We start from the raw sequence: 15,903 nt of genomic DNA on the forward strand, positions 1-15,903 counted from the left end.
CTTGCAAACAGAACTCCCTTCCGTGGAAGAGATGGAGATCGGTCTGGGAAAGACTCTGCTACAAACCGAAGCACTCCATGTTCACTACGGAGACAACCCTGCAGTGAAGAATATTGATCTGCCCCTGTATCAGCAGACAGTGACAGCCCTGATCGGTCCTTCCGGCTGTGGGAAGTCCACTTTTCTCCGCTGCCTCAATCGAATGAACGATACGATTCCCACCGCACGGGTGACCGGGAAGATTTGGGTGGATGGGGTGGATATCAATCACCCCCAAGTTAATGCGGTTCAGGTACGCAAACAGATCGGAATGGTTTTCCAAAAGCCCAATCCCTTTCAGAAGTCCATCTTTGACAATGTGGCCTACGGACCGAAATTGGACGGAGCCAACAAACGGGAACAATCAGAGATTGTGGAACGGAGCCTGCGGCAAGTGGGGTTGTGGGAGGAAGTGAAGGACCGCCTGAAAAAATCTGCCTGGGATCTCTCTGGCGGACAGCAGCAACGACTCTGCATCGCCCGCACCATTGCGATGAATCCCGAGATCATTCTGCTAGACGAGCCGACTTCCGCCCTGGACCCCATCTCCACAGCAAAAATTGAAGAACTGATTTCCGAACTGAAACAGAACTACACCATCGCCATCGTCACCCACAATATGCAGCAGGCCGCCCGGATTTCAGATCGGACCGCCTTTTTCCTGATGGGGGATCTGATCGAATTTGATGCGACGGGAAAATTGTTTACCCGTCCAGAGAAAAAGGAGACGGAAGATTATCTGACGGGACGGTTCGGCTGAACAAAGGAGTCGGTGATCATGAAGGCAGACAAAATTGATGTACAGGATTTTCAGCTGTTTTATGGATCTCATCAGGCGCTCAACCGGATCCATCTCCAAATCCCGGAACGGGAGGTGACAGCTCTGATCGGTCCTTCAGGGTGTGGGAAGTCCACCTTTCTCCGGAGTCTCAACCGGATGAACGACTTGATCCCTGGGGTCCGGACGGAAGGGAGGATTCAAATCGACGGAGACGAGGTGTATGGGGCCTCCCAGGATGTGGTGGAACTGCGCAAAAAGGTGGGGATGGTGTTTCAACAACCCAATCCCTTTCCCCTGTCCATTTACGATAACCTCACCTACGGGCCGAAGATCCATGGGATCAAGAAGAGAAAGCGGTTGAATGAGATTGTGGAACGCACCCTTCGCCAAGCCAATCTGTGGGAGGAAGTGAAGGATCGGTTGCACCAGTCGGCGATGGGACTCTCCGGAGGTCAACAACAACGGCTGGTGCTGGCTCGAGTGCTGGCAGTGGAACCGGAGATTATCCTGATGGATGAGCCGGCCTCTGCCCTGGATCCGATCTCCACCGAGCGGCTGGAGGAGCTGATCGGGCAGCTGAAGGAGGAGTACACCATCGTCATCGTCACTCACAATATGCAACAAGCAGCACGAGTTTCCGGCCGCACCGCCTTCTTCCTCAACGGCGAAATCGTCGAATACGACGGAACGGAAAAGATTTTCACCCACCCCGCAGATCCCCGCACTGAGGACTATATCTCCGGCCGCTTCGGTTGAACCATGGAGAATGGTGGTCTGAGACGAATATGGGGAGGAAAGAGGTTGCTCCGTTCATTTGGTGGCAGGAAAGGGGAGATGGTATGTTAAGGCAATTTGATGAATCCCTTCATGAATTGAAAACCCTCCTCCTCGACATGGGAGAGAAGCTGGAGATCGCCATCGACAAGTCCGTCAAATCCCTGGCCCGGATGGATGTGGACTTGGCCCATGAGGTGCTGGAGAACGATGGGGCCATCGATGGGCTGGAGGATCAGGTAGACGAAAAAGTGGCAACCCTGATCGCCACTCAGCAGCCGGTGGCCAAGGATCTGCGCAAACTGATCGCTGCCCTCCAGATCGCCTCGGACACGGAGCGGATGGCGGATCTCGCCTGCAACATCGCTGAAGTAACCCTCCATTTGGCCAAAAACGATCTGACACTGTTCAAAGAGCTGGAAGACATCCCAGAGATGGCTCGCATCACCCAGAGGATGGTGCACGACGGGATCAACAGCTACATCGACGGTAATGTACAAATGGCCCAAGCGATGGCGGAGACCGACGACCAGGTGGATCAGATGTATGAAGATATCATCAAGGAACATTTGCGCGATATGATCCAGCAACCCGACTGCACTGAAGTCGCCCTTCGCCTCAGCTTTGTGGCCCGCTACCTGGAACGCATCGCCGACCACGCCACCAACATCGCCGAAAGCATTGTCTACATCGAGACGGGAAAACGGGAGGATTTGAACTGAATCTTCATGTATGGAACCGCTGGGCAACCTGATCGGGGTTGCCCGTAATTTTTTGAGAATCAAGGAGATGTAGGAGTTTAGGGCTGAGGCGGCGGAAGGGAGTCTGTGCTACCCAAGCGATCTGATGCGCCCAAACCCCGGCACCCTTTAAAGGGTGCCGGGGTTTTTGGGCTTCTTCGATTTCATTTATTTAGACAGGGTAGAGGGGGAAGGATCTACCCACTTGACGATCTTCGGTGCTTGATACTTTTCAAAGCGTTGCAATAAGGGTTCTGGGCTGGATTCGGAAGGGATGATGGCTCGGTAATCTTCTTTCATAAATCCTTCTCTGATGGTGTGGTCGATGAATTGGAGCAAGGGTGTGTAGTAGTCGTTCAGATTGAGTAGGCCGCAAGGCTTCTGATGGTGGCCGAGTTGGGCCCAGGTGAAGACCTCGAAGAACTCTTCCAGCGTGCCACTTCCGCCAGGCAGGGCGATAAATCCGTCAGCCAAGTCTGCCATCAATGCTTTTCGTTCGTGCATAGAGTCCACGATGTGAAGGTGGGTCAAGCCGGTGTGGGCGATTTCCCGATCCACCAGGGATTTGGGGATGACGCCAATCGCTTGGCCTCCATGGTCCAAAACCGTATCGGCAACGGCCCCCATCAGACCGACACGGGCTCCCCCGTAGACCAGGGTAATGTCGGACTCCGCCAAGGCGATGCCCAACTGTTTGGCCCCCTCAATGTAGACGGGGTTGGAGCCGGGACTGGATCCGCAAAATACACAGATGTTTTTCATCGATGATCACTCCTGTAAGAATGAGTACCCCATTTTGAATTCTGACTTTATTGTAACAAAGGTGTGAACACGGGGGAATAAATTCATTACAATATTCATTTGAATATTGTAATGTAACTGGTTGATGTTTTATCTTATATTCAAATGGATTTTAGAATATAAGGGGGGTTCCCGTTGGTATCCCAACCTCGTTCCCAAGTGGAGACTTGCGAGATTTTCTCCAGCGATGAAGAAAAAGTGATGCGGCTGAAGGAAAAGATGAAAGAGACAAATCCGATGAATGCAGCCCGATGGTTCAAGGGTCTCGGGGATGAAACTCGGTTTCGGATCGCTTATGCATTATCCTTGGAGGCGGAGCTCTGTGTCTGCGATGTTTCCAGCATTCTGGGGACTTCGGTGGCGACGGCTTCTCACCATCTGCGGTTGATGAAAAATCTGGGTCTGACCCAAAGCCGCAAGGAAGGGAAAATGGTCTACTATTCGTTGGATGATGATCATGTCCGCTTGTTGGTGAAACTGGCGATCGAACACGCGGAGGAGGGTTTTCGGAAAGGAGGAGAAAAACCGTGAGTGAGGGAGAAGCAGGGGTTCAGTCAGAGGTAGCAGTGGTTTACCGGTTGACGGGTCTTACCTGTGCGGACTGTGCCGCCAAGTTTGAGCAAGAGGTGAAAAAGGCTCCAGGTGTCAGCGATGCGCGGGTCAACTTCGGAGCCTCTAAACTGACGATCTGGGGCGAAGAGCTATCCCGGGAGCATGTCAACCGACTGGGTGCTTTTGATGGGATTCGGGTGAAAGAAGAGCCTGGGGAAGACGGCCAAGTCCTCCCGTGGTATCGGGAACGGCAAGTCCTATTTACGGGAGGATCCCTTCTGTTGATCCTGTTCGCTCTGGGAGCGAAGGGAGTGGATGCCCCGCAACCCCTGGTCACCGGATTGTTTTTGGCTGCGGTAATTACGGGAGGGTGGGAGACGGCCCGCAAAGGGTTACCGGGCTTAATTCGTCTCCGTTTCGATATGAATGCTTTGATGACAGTAGCTGTGGCTGGTGCCATTGGCATCGGTTATTGGGACGAGGCGGCAGTGGTGGCCTTTTTGTTCGGTGTTAGCGAAACCTTGCAGATCTACACCAGCGGCAAAGCTCGCAGTTCGCTGAGGGCTCTTCTCGATCTGGCTCCCCGGAAAGCTAGGATCCGCCGCCAGGGTGAGGCGTTGATTCTGCCTGTGGAGGAGGTGGAGGTGGGGGACATCCTGCTGCTCCGTCCCGGTGAAAAGTTGGCCATGGACGGTCGGATCACAGTCGGAGTGAGTAGCATCAACCAGGCGGCAATCACCGGAGAATCGGTGCCAGTGCCCAAGGAGACCGGGGATGAGGTGTTTGCCGGTACCCTTAACGGAGAAGGCTTTCTGGAAGTGGAAGTGACGAAGCGAGCAGAGGAGACCACACTCTCCAAAATTATCTCCATGGTGGAGGAAGCTCAGGAGAAGCGAGCCCCTGTCCAGGCCTTTGTGGATCGCTTTGCCAAGATTTATACACCGGTGATTTTACTCTTCTCTCTGTCTGTTTTTCTGATCAAACCCCTGGTGTTCGGAGTTGCTTGGACAGGCGCTCTATATGACGCGCTGGCACTGCTGATTGTTGCCTGCCCCTGCGCATTGGTGGTTTCCACCCCGATGGCGATGGTGTCCGCCATCGGAAACGCTGCTCGAAACGGCGTCTTGATCAAAGGGGGGATCCATCTAGAGACTGTTGGCGCTTTGGATGTGGTCGCCTTTGATAAGACGGGAACACTGACCCGTGGAGAGCCAGTGGTTAAAGAAGTGGTCCCCTTTCATGGGGCAGACCGGAACCAGGTGTTGGCCATTGCTGCCGGCATGGAATCGATGTCGGAACATCCCTTGGCCCAGGCTGTGGTCCATATGGCAGAAGCAGAGGGCATCGTCCCTGCTGATGTGAAGGAATTTCAAGCCCAACCCGGTCGGGGAGCAGAGGCTGTCGTCGACGGAAGGCTTCACCGAATTGGAAGTCCCCGCTGGATATTGCCAGAGGATATTTCCGGGGAAATTCGGGAACGAATGGAGTCGTTGGAAGATCGGGGTTACACAGTGGTTTGTCTAGATGCGCCGGATCGTCTTCTGGCGGTGTTTGCCTTGGCTGACGAAGTGCGTGACACCAGCCGGGAGGCTGTGCAGGTACTGAAACAGGCGGGGATGCATCCGGTGATGCTTACTGGTGATCACCATCGCACGGCTCGGGCCATCGCAGCAGAGGTGGGAATTGATGACTACCGGGGGGAGTTGCTACCCCAGGACAAATTGGAGGCTGTTCAAGAGCTGAAATCATCCCGCGGTCGGATCGCCATGGTGGGTGACGGGATCAATGACGCTCCAGCGATGGCCGCCGCTGACACCGGGATCGCCATGGGCGGGGCGGGAACGGATACCGCATTAGAAACCTCAGATATTGTGTTGATGGCCGATGACCTGGCTAAACTCCCCTTCACCATCCGGCTTAGCCGAGCGGCTCGGGGCATCATCCGGCAGAATATCACCCTTTCACTACTTGCTAAGTTTTTGGCTGTCTTCTTTGTATTTCCAGGCTGGCTCACCCTGTGGTTGGCGATCTTTGCTGACATGGGAGCTACGATCTTGGTAACGCTGAACAGCATTCGGCTCTTGAAGATAAATCCTTGAAGTGATTGTAACGTGATGAATCCCTCGTATCGGACAAGAGGGAGGATTAGAGCCGCGGTTGAAACCGTGGCAGATAAGCTGAGGGCATAGGATTTGGCTTTTCGTGGTTCATGGAAAGACTGACGGAGTAGAATCATGGGGAGAGAAGAGAGGGGATTTCATTGGATCTCAAGAGTTATCTGGAAAGGATCGAAGCCATCCGGCCTGAGAAACCGGATTTTGCCGGTCTGGAGTACCTTCAGCGGCAGCATCTGTTGACGGTGCCCTTTGAAAACTTGGATATCCTGCGGAAGGTTCCGATACAACTGGATGAATCACAAATCTACGATAAAGTGGTTCATCGCCACCGCGGCGGATTTTGTTACGAGTTGAACGGACTCTTTTATCGGTTGTTGGAGTCATTGGGCTATCAGACCCGGCTGGTGGCGGGAACTGTGAAGAAAGAGGAGGGTTGGGCCTTGGCCGACAGCCACGCGACCCTGCTGGTGGAGTTGGATGGATGGTGGTTAGTAGATGTGGGCTTTGGGGACTCTGCCCGGCTTCCTCTTCCCTTGACAGGAGAGGAGCGGACTGATGTGAGTGGGAGGTATCGGGTGGTTCCCGTGGCGGAGCAGGAAGGAGTGTATGATCTTCAGAGGAAGCGGGCAAGTGAATCCTGGTTGACCCGTCTTCGATTTTCGACTACGCCCAAAAAGTTGTGGGAATTTGCTCCCCAGTGTCAGTTCAACCAGACTTCCCCCGACTCTCCCTTTACAGGAAAATCCGTTGTCACCCTCCCCACGACGGAAGGGCGGATCACCCTGTCAGGGAACACTCTGGTGGTAACCCAGGGGGATACAAAGCAAAAAGAAGAGATCCCCTCTTCATCCTTGCCCCAGCTGCTTCGAGAGCGGTTTGGTATTATATTATAGATTTTACAGATCCGATACATCTTCATTTGAACACAGAAGTGATCCCCGTTTTTCCGGTATGGAACGGGGTTTTTTCATGCCTGTAGACCGACTTTAAAGCGAAAAACTACGCTGGAGGGGAGGGAGTCTATCTCAAGTAAAGATTTGCAGGATACTGGAAAAGATATATGGATGAAGGTGTTTTAATTATCCATATTTAGGACGGGGCAATGGGAAAAGAGAAGGATATGTTTTGTTTCTGTTACTCACGCTTTGGTTAATCGGCAGCTCTGAAATGACATGGACGTTCCGACGCGGCAGGATATCGGAGGACTTGGAGGGGGAAGGTTTATGGATCTGACGGATGTATGGGAGATTGTGTTGATCGGAATTGTCGTGATCGTGGTGTTGGTTCCAGTGGTTACACTCCTGTGGCTGTATTTCCGGGATATCAATCAGGACAAGCACTCGGTGTTGCGCAACTTCCCCGTCCTCGGGAAAATGAGGTATATCCTGGAGAAGATAGGTCCGGAGCTACGGCAGTATTTGTTCCTCAACGATAATGAAGGAAAACCCTTCACCCGGAGGCAGTTCGAAGATGTCGTCATCTCCGCCAAGTATAAGCACCGTCTGCTCGGGTTTGGAACAGAGCGAAATTATGAGGAGGAAGGTTATTATATCCGGAATTCCCTTTTTCCCAAACTGGAACAGGAGATGAGGGTGGACAATGAACAAAAGATCCAAACTAACGTCTACTCCATCGACGATGAGAGCCTGTTTCGCCGGAAGGAACACCGGGAAGCGGCGGAGGTGAATCCCTTTTACCTGCTGGAGGAAAATGCGGTCATCCTGGGAAAGGCCACCTGCAGGCACCCCTTTAAAATCAAGGGGTTGATCGGTCAGTCTGCCATGAGTTACGGGTCTTTGGGAGAGCGGGCGATTACGGCGTTATCGATGGGGCTGGGGTTGGCAGGCGGAACTTGGATGAATACCGGGGAAGGGGGTCTATCCAAATACCATCTGGCTGGTGGCGCCGATATCATGCTACAGATCGGGCCGGGTTTATTTGGAGTCCGGACACCGGAGGGGGATTTTTCATGGGAGGAGTTCCAAAAGAAGAGTGAGATTGAGCAAGTGAAAGCCTTTGAGGTCAAGCTGGCTCAGGGGGCGAAAACGAGGGGCGGTCATCTGGACGGGGCCAAAGTGACTCCCGAGATCGCGGAGATCCGAGGCGTGGAAGCCTATCAGTCCATCGACAGTCCTAACCGATTTAAGGAATTTGGGGATCCGATCTCGATGCTCCATTTTATCGAAAAGTTGCGGGAAGTGAGCGGAAAACCAGTAGGGATCAAACTGGTTGTGGGAGATGTAGACCTAGAGCAGCTGGCAAAAGCCATGGCGGAGACGGGAATGGCCCCTGATTTTATCACTGTGGACGGAGGGGAAGGAGGGACCGGGGCCTCGTACAAGGAGTTAGCGGATGCGGTCGGGTTCCCGATCCATGCGGCACTTCCCATTGCCGATGACCTGCTCAAAAAATACGGTGTTCGGGACCGAGTCAAATTGATCGCCTCCGGCAAATTGCTCTCACCGGACCGCATTGCCGTGGCCCTAGCCATGGGTGCGGATCTGGTCCACATCGCTCGCGGATTTATGATGTCTGTCGGTTGTATTCAGGCCACGGTTTGTCATACCAATCGTTGTCCCGTCGGCGTGGCGACGACAGATCCATCGTTGCAAAAAGCGCTGGTCGTTGAGGAAAAATCTTATCGTGTCTGCAATTACCTTCTCTCCTTGCGAGAAGGTTTGTACAATGTGGCCGCCGCTGCTGGGATCGATTCTCCCGCCAAGTTTGAACGGCGGCATCTGGTGTACAAAGACCGCTATGGGAAAGTGTATGAGTTAAACTCCAGATCGCGGTGAGCAGGAAGGTTCGGGGGAGTGTATACGGAAAAGGTTTCGGATCGAAAGCCCTGTTGGGCATGGGGGTTGTTCATGGGGATGTTTTTGTTGGCATCACAGGTTCCCACACAAGCTATAATAGGGACAGGGAAAGGGGTGGTGAAACCCGTGGAGCTGGGAAGTTCGGAACTGGATCTGATGGAGAAAGCGGATGAGGGAACTGGTGAAACCCATGAAGAGAAAAAAAGCCACCACTCCAACGGAGTGAAGAGTGATCTCACTTCTCGGTTGAATCAGATTGAGGGTCAGATCCAAGATGTGCGTAGGTTGATTGAGAACAATATTTATTGTGATGATGTCTTGACTGAGATCGCCGCTGTGCAGTCGGCTCTAAACAGTGTCAGTCGGATCCTTCTCGAAGGTCACATGAAGAGTTGCGTGGTGGAACGGATCTGTGCGGGGGAGGATGAAGTGATTGATGAACTGATGATTACAGTTCGTAGGATGATGAAAAAATGACAGATGGGGAATTCTCTTTCGCTGCCGTAGGTTCTTTCGATGGCATGACGGATCTCCTTCGAGGAGTATCCGTCTTTTTTCGTGGATATTGATTTTTCCTGATCGCTTTTTCTTACGCATATATATGGGACAGGTGGTTCGGAGGTGAAAAAGATGTGGATGTTGGCGACTTGGGGGTGGGGGGTGACCGGGTGCGCTTTGCTGTTGTGGCTGATTCGACTGTCCTGGATTCATCCGTTGAGCCCCCAACGCGACGGAATGGTCTGTTCCATGTCGGTGGGGACGGCGGTGGGAACGGAAGTCGGAGTCTATGCTCCCTTGGCGATGGGATTGACCTTTCTTCCTTCTGCCCTGATCGCTTATGGGGTAGGATGTTTGGCCGGTTGGGCCATGGGTTGGCGTAGCGGGGTTCGGGGAGTGCTGGAGGGAACGGTAGCCGGATGGATGGGCGGAACCATGGGGGCAATGATCGCGGTGATGAGCCCTTCAGAGGCAGCTGGGGTTCTGTTCCGTTTGACAGGAGTGCTGGTGGTGGGGATTCAATTCATGGTGTTTCTCACCCTGTCTCCTCAGGGAGGGGCCGACAAAATGACCGACCTCTTACACAATCCCTGGGCTTTCTTTGTGCTGACAGCGTGTTTCCTCCTGAGCGTCCATTTCCATCCGCTGGTGGCCGGGGAAGGATCCGTTCACGGTGGACACTGAAGATATTGGGCTGAAAGGAGAAAAAGTTGGTTTTCAAGCATAAATCGATCCATCCAGTCCAAGATAAGATCATGGAAAACATTTTGGCTACCATCAGGAGGTATATTATGAGTGTAATGAGTGAAAATCCAGTCGATGAACCCATGCACTACGGAGAAGTGTTTGCAGCCTGGAGTTATCTCAGTGCCACCAAAGGGAAGATTGCCGGATACCAAACCATGCTGAATCATACGGGAGATGAAGAACTTCGTGATTTTATTGAAGATATGATCAAAACCGGAAGACGGGAAGAGGAACAAATTGAACGGCTTCTTAAGGAGAATGGTGTCGTTCTTCCTCCCACACCGCCGGAACGGCCTGTGGCCAATTTGGAGAGTATCCCGGTTGGGGCCCGTTTCAATGACCCTGAAATAGCAGTATCCATTGCCCGGGATCTGACCATGGGGATGGTTGCCTGCAGTCAAGCTATGGGAGAATCCATCCGTGAAGATATTGGGATGATGTTTGGTCAATTTCATATGAAGAAAACTCAGGCGGGAACGACTCTTTTACGCATGCAAAAGGAAAAAGGATGGCTGGTTCCCCCGCCCCTGCACCTTCAGGAACCGGTTGGAACTTTATGAGCCAAGGACTCTTCCACCGGTAACTCAATCAACTCAGTTAAGAAAAAAGCACCCGATGGGGTGCTTTTTTGTCTGTGGAAAATCGGGGGTTCAAAAGAATTCTCCTGATGGACGGATGAAAAGGACGTGCCCTGCGGTTTCCCGCGCCGATCAATGCCGCCAGCTCCGTTCTCCGAAAAGGGGATACGCGCCCGATGGGCCCTTACTGGAAGTGGGTGCCTGTGGCATGATAGAATAAATGGAGTTGAAGCCTGAAAAAAGGCCGGTTTTAAAAGGGAGGATGGGTAGATCCAGGCATGTTGATTATTCATATTTAGGCAGTAAATAAGGTCGGGATGGTGGGACGGTGAAGAGCCTTTGCACCCATAGGGCACAAGTCTCGCCAGGGTCGCTTTCCGCTCCCGGGTCTCGCTATGCGTTCTTTGCAAGAGATCGGAGCCGTCCCACCCTCCCCCTCCCCTCAAGCGATATTTTACAATAGAGGCAAGGGAAAGAGCGAAAGGGTCGTTTCCTTCCCATCATCCACTTTATGGTTAATCAACAGCCCTGGGGTAGATCCTCTTGATCGTGATAAAAGAATGTATGGCCTAATTCCAGACCCGTCAAATCCTGGGTATTCCGCTTGCCGTGAAGGGTTGGCGGCTTATTCGTCACTGACAAGAAAGATGGAACGTAGAAATCCAAACAATGGAGGTCCAGGATGGACAAACTGGTGTTGATCGACGGAAACAGTATCGCTTATCGAGCTTTTTTTGCTTTGCCGTTGCTTAAAAACCGACGGGGAACCTATACCAATGCCGTTTACGGCTTTACCATGATGCTGATGAAAGTGCTGGAAGAGGAGAAGCCCAGTCACGTCATGGTGGCTTTTGATGCAGGAAAGTTTACCTTTCGCCACCAGGATTACAAACAATACAAAGGGAAGCGAGACAAAACTCCGGGGGAGCTTTCCGAACAGATCCCTCTGATCAAAAAGCTTCTGGACGCCTTTGGCATTCATCATTTTGAGCTGGATCAGTATGAAGCGGATGATATCATCGGAACCCTCAGCCGACAGGCGGAGCAGAAGGAGCTTGCAGTTACTATCGTTACGGGAGACAAGGATCTTCTGCAACTGGTGTCGGATCGGGTGCACTTGTTGATGACCAAAAAAGGGGTGACCGATGCGGACCGGTATGATCTTCACCAGGTGGATGCGAGGTACGGTTTGAAGCCGGAACAGATTATCGATTTAAAAGGTCTGATGGGGGATGCATCGGACAATATCCCTGGGATTCCCGGTGTCGGAGAAAAGACCGCCCTGAAACTTCTCCACCAATTCGGGAGTGTGGAAAATATTCTGGATCACATTGACGACCTCCCAGGGAAAAAGCTGAAAGAACGGGTGGCTGAAAATCGGCGGGATGCGTTGTTGAGCAAGGACTTGGCCACGATCTTTTGCGAGGTGCCTCTGGATTTCGGCCTCGATGATCTGAAGTTTCAGGGATACGACCCAAACCGAGTGACCCCGCTTCTCAAAGAGCTGGAATTTAAAACCCTCCTGGCGCGGTTCGGGGGATCCGAGGCAAAGGAAAAGCCGCAGGAGATGGAAGAGGTTACCGTGGAAACCGTCGGTCCGGCAGAGACGGAGAACTGGGATGAGTGGCTGGATCAGGAGGGTCTCGCCCTGTTTCTGGAGATGAGCGGGGAGAACTACCATCGGTCCGATGTGCTGGCAGTGGCCTTGTCTGACGGGGAACAACAACTCTTTCTGGAGTGGAAGACAGCCCAAGAGTGGCCGGGTTTTTGCCGTTGGCTTCAAGACGCGGAGCGAACAAAGATTTGTTATGATGTCAAGGCTACAGAGGTTGCCTTGAAACATCAGGGATTGGAGACGGATGGCTTCAAGTGGGATATCTTATTGCCTTCCTATCTCATCAACGCGTCGGAATCAGGGCATGAACTTTCGGAGATTGTGGATCGCAAATGGGGAGGTGGACTTCCCGACGATGATGCTGTCTACGGAAAAGGAGTGAAACGCCGTCGCCCGGAAGGAAAAGAGTTGGCGGAACACTTGGCCCGCAAGGCCCGAGCCATCCACCGGTTGCGACCTCTGCTGGAAGAGGAATTGAAGGAGAACGGCTTCGATTCCCTTTACTTCGATCTGGAGATGCCTTTGGCCCAGGTCCTGGCGAAGATGGAATGGCAGGGAGTTCAGGTGGACCGGGAGGGGCTGCAATCCTTGGGAAAGGAATTGAAGCTCCGGCTGGATGAGTTGACGGAGAAGATATTCGAGCTGGCGGGAACAGAGTTTAATATCAATTCCCCTAAACAGTTGGGGGAGATCCTGTTTGACAAACTGGGGCTGCCTGTTTTGAAGAAGACTAAAACAGGATATTCCACCAGCGCCGATGTGCTGGAAAAGCTGGCACCACAACATGAGATTGTGGAAGAGATCCTGCATTACCGCCAAGTGGGCAAACTGATCTCCACCTATGTGGAAGGTTTGCTCAAGGAGATCGACGAGGAGACGGGGAAGATCCACACCCGGTTCAACCAGGCGATCACCGCCACTGGACGCCTCTCCAGCACCGATCCCAACCTGCAGAACATTCCCATCCGTTTGGAGGAAGGGCGGCGGATCCGGCAGGTGTTTGTCCCTTCGGAAGAGGAGTGGTTGATGCTGTCGGCGGATTACTCCCAGATTGAGCTGAGGGTGCTGGCCCATTTGTCGGGGGATGAGAATCTGATCGAGGCCTTTCAAAAGGAACTGGACGTCCATACCAAAACGGCGATGGATGTGTTCGGGGTATCCGTCGACGAGGTGACTCCGCTGATGCGCCGTCATGCCAAAGCGGTCAACTTTGGGATTGTTTATGGTATCAGTGATTACGGTCTGTCGCAAAACCTGAATATCCCCCGCAAGGAGGCGGCGGAATTTATTCAGCGTTACTTTGATAGCTATCCCAAGGTGAAGCTCTACATGGAGGAGATCGTCCGTCAAGCGAAAAAGGACGGTTATGTAACCACCATGCTCCATCGGCGCCGCGAGTTGCCGGAAATCAATTCCCGCAATTTCAACCGGCGCAGTTTTGCCGAACGGACGGCGATGAATACACCAATCCAAGGGACGGCGGCGGATATTATCAAAAAGGCGATGGTGGAGATGGACGCCTTGTTGGAGAAAGAGGGGTTCCAGGCTCGGCTCCTTTTGCAGGTGCATGATGAATTGATCTTTGAATCGCCTTTGCAGGAAATGGAGGCTTTAGAACATCGGGTGCGCCAGGTGATGGAGAATGCGATGAAATTGGATGTGCCCCTCCAAGTGGACATTAACACCGGAAAGACCTGGTATGAAGCAAAATAATGGGGAGAGAATGAACAGTGCCGGAGTTACCAGAGGTTGAGACGGTGAAGCGGACGTTGCAGAAGCTGATCATGGGAAAAACGGTGGAAGAGGTGAAAGTAACCCTGCCCCGGATCCTCCAGGAGCCCCCGGATCCAGAATTATTCCAAGAGATGTTGAAGGGGCGAAAAGTGACGGGAGTGGAGCGTCGGGGGAAATTTTTGCGAATCTTTTTCGACCCGTGGGTCTTGGTTTCCCATCTGCGCATGGAAGGGCGTTACAGTCTGGAATCTGTGGAGACACCTGTGATCAAACATACTCATGTGATTTTTCGCTTTACAGACGGAACGGAGCTGCGATATCGGGATGTGCGTCAATTTGGCACGATGCATCTGTGGCCGAAAGGGGAAGAACTGAACCTCCCTCCCCTGCGCAAACTGGGTCCGGAGCCCTTGTCAGAGGCCTTCACTTTGGAGGGTTTTGCAGCGGGATTAGCCAAGCGAAAAACCAACATCAAATCTTTGCTACTCAATCAGGAATTCCTGTGTGGGCTTGGCAATATTTATGTGGATGAGGCCCTTTTTACTGCGGGAATTCATCCGGAACGGCGGGTGCAGTCCCTGGATTCCAGAGAGGTGAAACAGCTGTACAAAAGTATTCGTTCCACTTTGATGAAGGCAGTTGAAGCGGGGGGATCTTCTGTCCGCAGCTATGTGGATGGGAATGGGGAAATGGGGATGTTCCAGTTACAAATTCAGGTGTATGGAAAAAAAGGAGAGCCCTGCCCTCAATGTGGCCGTCCGATTGAACGCCGAGTGGTAGCTGGGCGGGGCACTCATTTTTGCCCCGATTGTCAGCAATAACGAGTGATTGAAGGGGATTGTGGATTTTGCCGGAGGGGAGGGGTTGTGTTGAAGGTGGGTTTGACTGGTGGGATCGCTACCGGAAAAAGTACGGTCTCTGAGTGGTTTCGCCAAAAGGGAGCGAAAATCGTAGATGCGGATCAAGTGGCTAGACAAGTGGTGGAGCCTGGAACCGAAGGAAGCAGGCAGATACGGGATCGGTTTGGTGACAGGGTGTTTAGAGCGACAGGGGAACTGGATCGAAAAGCCCTCCGGGAGTGGGTGTTTCGGGATGCAACAGCTCTAAAAGATCTCAACCAACTCCTTCATCCCCTCATCATTCGTCAAATGCAGGCCGAGGTACAGGAGGCACTGGAAGAGTCCCCGGACCTTCCAGTCATCTTGGACGTTCCTTTGTTGATTGAAGAAAGGCTGACTGATCTGGTGGATACGGTCGTACTAGTTTATATTCCTGCAGAATTGCAACTGAAGCGATTGATGGAGAGGGAAGGCATTTCGGAAGAAGAAGCGGGAAGGATGATCCAAGCCCAGATGCCGATCGAAGAGAAAAAAAAGTTCGCCGATGTGCTGATCGATAACTCCGGCACCCGTGCGGACACGGAAGGACAGGTTGATGTTTTATGGGAAACTTTGCTCTCCAAAAGTGGATCCAACCGGTTATAGCCGCCCTTCCGTCCAGGCGTAAGTTGGGACTGGCCTTCATACTGCTCCTGATCTTCTTGATTGTTGCCACCCCTCTTTTCAATGGATGGATGTATCCTTTGGACTACGAAGAACAGATATTGTACAGTTCGGATGCGACAGGTGCGGATCCTTTTCTCGTGATGGCAGTCATCCGGGTGGAAAGTAAGTTTGACCCCGATGTAGAGTCCCATGCTGGTGCCGAGGGATTGATGCAGCTGACTCCCAACACAGTGGATTGGGTCGTGGAGAAAGGACGGTTTTCTCCGGCGTTCAAAGATTCCGTTCGAGATCCGGCGATCAATATCCACATGGGAAGTTGGTATCTGTCCGGATTGATGAAAGAATTTCATGGAAACCAAGTGGCCACGATCGCTGCCTATAATGCAGGTCCCGGTAATGTGCAGAAATGGTTGAAAGAAGGGCGGTGGGACGGGACTCGTCACAACTTGAAGCAGATTCCCTACGGGGAAACGCGTCATTATGTGCAACGGGTGATGTTTTTCCATGACAAGTACCGTTCGCTATACGCCCATTTGGTAAAACAAAGGGAAACTTATACGCTTCCTCAATAAAAGACCCAATTTAGTGGAGGCACATTGCAATATG

At 52.5% G+C, this 15,903-nt stretch carries 15 protein-coding genes; 14 read left to right on the forward strand and 1 reads right to left on the reverse strand.

Translation table 11 applies throughout. The features are described 5' to 3' along the window. The first annotated feature begins 31 nt into the window (after positions 1-31). The 3 genes from pstB (JOD24_RS08470) (at position 32) to phoU (ending at position 2,316) form a co-directional block, all read left to right on the forward strand. Entirely contained in the window at positions 32-799 is a 768-nt protein-coding gene (gene pstB / locus JOD24_RS08470) for a phosphate ABC transporter ATP-binding protein PstB (protein ID WP_380163095.1), read from the forward strand. 18 nt (positions 800-817) lie between these two features. Next, entirely contained in the window at positions 818-1,576 is a 759-nt protein-coding gene (gene pstB / locus JOD24_RS08475) for a phosphate ABC transporter ATP-binding protein PstB (RefSeq protein WP_380163023.1), read from the forward strand. 83 nt (positions 1,577-1,659) lie between these two features. Then, on the forward strand, positions 1,660-2,316 hold the full coding sequence (phoU, locus tag JOD24_RS08480; protein WP_380163024.1) for a phosphate signaling complex protein PhoU: 657 nt from the start codon (positions 1,660-1,662) through the stop codon (positions 2,314-2,316). Positions 2,317-2,502: 186 nt separating this feature from the next. Here phoU and JOD24_RS08485 read toward each other — a convergent pair whose 3' ends face one another. After that, positions 2,503-3,096, reverse strand: a complete 594-nt coding sequence (locus tag JOD24_RS08485; protein WP_380163025.1) for an LOG family protein — start codon at positions 3,094-3,096, stop codon at positions 2,503-2,505. 174 nt (positions 3,097-3,270) lie between these two features. On the opposite strand from JOD24_RS08485, the gene JOD24_RS08490 reads away from it, so the two are divergent. The 11 genes from JOD24_RS08490 (at position 3,271) to JOD24_RS08540 (ending at position 15,869) form a co-directional block, all read left to right on the forward strand. Further along, positions 3,271-3,666 (forward strand): ArsR/SmtB family transcription factor, encoded by a 396-nt coding sequence (locus tag JOD24_RS08490; RefSeq protein ID WP_429246739.1) that lies wholly within the window; start codon positions 3,271-3,273, stop codon positions 3,664-3,666. Further along, positions 3,663-5,786 carry a heavy metal translocating P-type ATPase gene (locus JOD24_RS08495; RefSeq protein ID WP_429246740.1) on the forward strand — a complete coding sequence of 708 codons (2,124 nt, stop codon included), beginning with the start codon at positions 3,663-3,665 and terminating at the stop codon, positions 5,784-5,786. Before JOD24_RS08490 ends, JOD24_RS08495 begins: the two co-directional genes overlap by 4 nt. 161 nt (positions 5,787-5,947) lie before the next feature. After that, positions 5,948-6,697 (forward strand): arylamine N-acetyltransferase family protein, encoded by a 750-nt coding sequence (locus JOD24_RS08500; RefSeq protein ID WP_380163028.1) that lies wholly within the window; start codon positions 5,948-5,950, stop codon positions 6,695-6,697. Between the two features lie 330 nt (positions 6,698-7,027). Further along, positions 7,028-8,599 (forward strand): FMN-binding glutamate synthase family protein, encoded by a 1,572-nt coding sequence (locus JOD24_RS08505; protein WP_429246741.1) that lies wholly within the window; start codon positions 7,028-7,030, stop codon positions 8,597-8,599. Between the two features lie 177 nt (positions 8,600-8,776). Next, positions 8,777-9,097 carry a metal-sensitive transcriptional regulator gene (locus JOD24_RS08510; protein ID WP_429246755.1) on the forward strand — a complete coding sequence of 107 codons (321 nt, stop codon included), beginning with the start codon at positions 8,777-8,779 and terminating at the stop codon, positions 9,095-9,097. A 144-nt stretch (positions 9,098-9,241) separates the two neighbouring features. Continuing rightward, positions 9,242-9,802 carry a hypothetical protein gene (locus JOD24_RS08515; protein ID WP_429246742.1) on the forward strand — a complete coding sequence of 187 codons (561 nt, stop codon included), beginning with the start codon at positions 9,242-9,244 and terminating at the stop codon, positions 9,800-9,802. 107 nt (positions 9,803-9,909) lie between these two features. Continuing rightward, entirely contained in the window at positions 9,910-10,425 is a 516-nt protein-coding gene (locus tag JOD24_RS08520) for a DUF3231 family protein (RefSeq protein ID WP_429246743.1), read from the forward strand. Between the two features lie 700 nt (positions 10,426-11,125). After that, positions 11,126-13,771: a DNA polymerase I gene (polA, locus tag JOD24_RS08525; RefSeq protein WP_429246744.1), complete on the forward strand. Its 2,646-nt coding sequence runs from the start codon at positions 11,126-11,128 to the stop codon at positions 13,769-13,771. A 17-nt stretch (positions 13,772-13,788) separates the two neighbouring features. After that, the gene (mutM, locus tag JOD24_RS08530) at positions 13,789-14,613 is read left to right on the forward strand and encodes a DNA-formamidopyrimidine glycosylase (protein WP_380163032.1); all 825 of its coding nucleotides are present in this window, start codon (positions 13,789-13,791) and stop codon (positions 14,611-14,613) included. A gap of 45 nt (positions 14,614-14,658) precedes the next feature. Next, positions 14,659-15,276, forward strand: a complete 618-nt coding sequence (gene coaE / locus JOD24_RS08535) for a dephospho-CoA kinase (RefSeq protein WP_380163033.1) — start codon at positions 14,659-14,661, stop codon at positions 15,274-15,276. Continuing rightward, positions 15,234-15,869 (forward strand): lytic transglycosylase domain-containing protein, encoded by a 636-nt coding sequence (locus JOD24_RS08540; RefSeq protein WP_380163034.1) that lies wholly within the window; start codon positions 15,234-15,236, stop codon positions 15,867-15,869. Before coaE ends, JOD24_RS08540 begins: the two co-directional genes overlap by 43 nt. The last annotated feature ends 34 nt before the right edge of the window (positions 15,870-15,903 follow it).

Origin of the sequence: Kroppenstedtia sanguinis (genome assembly GCF_050433445.1) — a bacterium.
Taxonomy (GTDB): domain Bacteria; phylum Bacillota; class Bacilli; order Thermoactinomycetales; family DSM-45169; genus Kroppenstedtia; species Kroppenstedtia sanguinis.

Excerpts from the sequence above, each read along its gene's own strand:
- pstB (WP_380163095.1), top strand. The coding sequence starts at position 32 with ATGGAGATCGGTCTGGGAAAGACTCTGCTACAAACCGAAGCACTCCAT.
- pstB (WP_380163023.1), top strand. The coding sequence starts at position 818 with ATGAAGGCAGACAAAATTGATGTACAGGATTTTCAGCTGTTTTATGGA.
- phoU (WP_380163024.1), top strand. The coding sequence starts at position 1,660 with ATGTTAAGGCAATTTGATGAATCCCTTCATGAATTGAAAACCCTCCTC.
- JOD24_RS08485 (WP_380163025.1), bottom strand. The coding sequence starts at position 3,096 with ATGAAAAACATCTGTGTATTTTGCGGATCCAGTCCCGGCTCCAACCCC.
- JOD24_RS08505 (WP_429246741.1), top strand. The coding sequence starts at position 7,028 with ATGGATCTGACGGATGTATGGGAGATTGTGTTGATCGGAATTGTCGTG.
- JOD24_RS08510 (WP_429246755.1), top strand. The coding sequence starts at position 8,777 with ATGGAGAAAGCGGATGAGGGAACTGGTGAAACCCATGAAGAGAAAAAA.
- JOD24_RS08520 (WP_429246743.1), top strand. The coding sequence starts at position 9,910 with ATGAGTGTAATGAGTGAAAATCCAGTCGATGAACCCATGCACTACGGA.
- polA (WP_429246744.1), top strand. The coding sequence starts at position 11,126 with ATGGACAAACTGGTGTTGATCGACGGAAACAGTATCGCTTATCGAGCT.
- JOD24_RS08540 (WP_380163034.1), top strand. The coding sequence starts at position 15,234 with ATGGGAAACTTTGCTCTCCAAAAGTGGATCCAACCGGTTATAGCCGCC.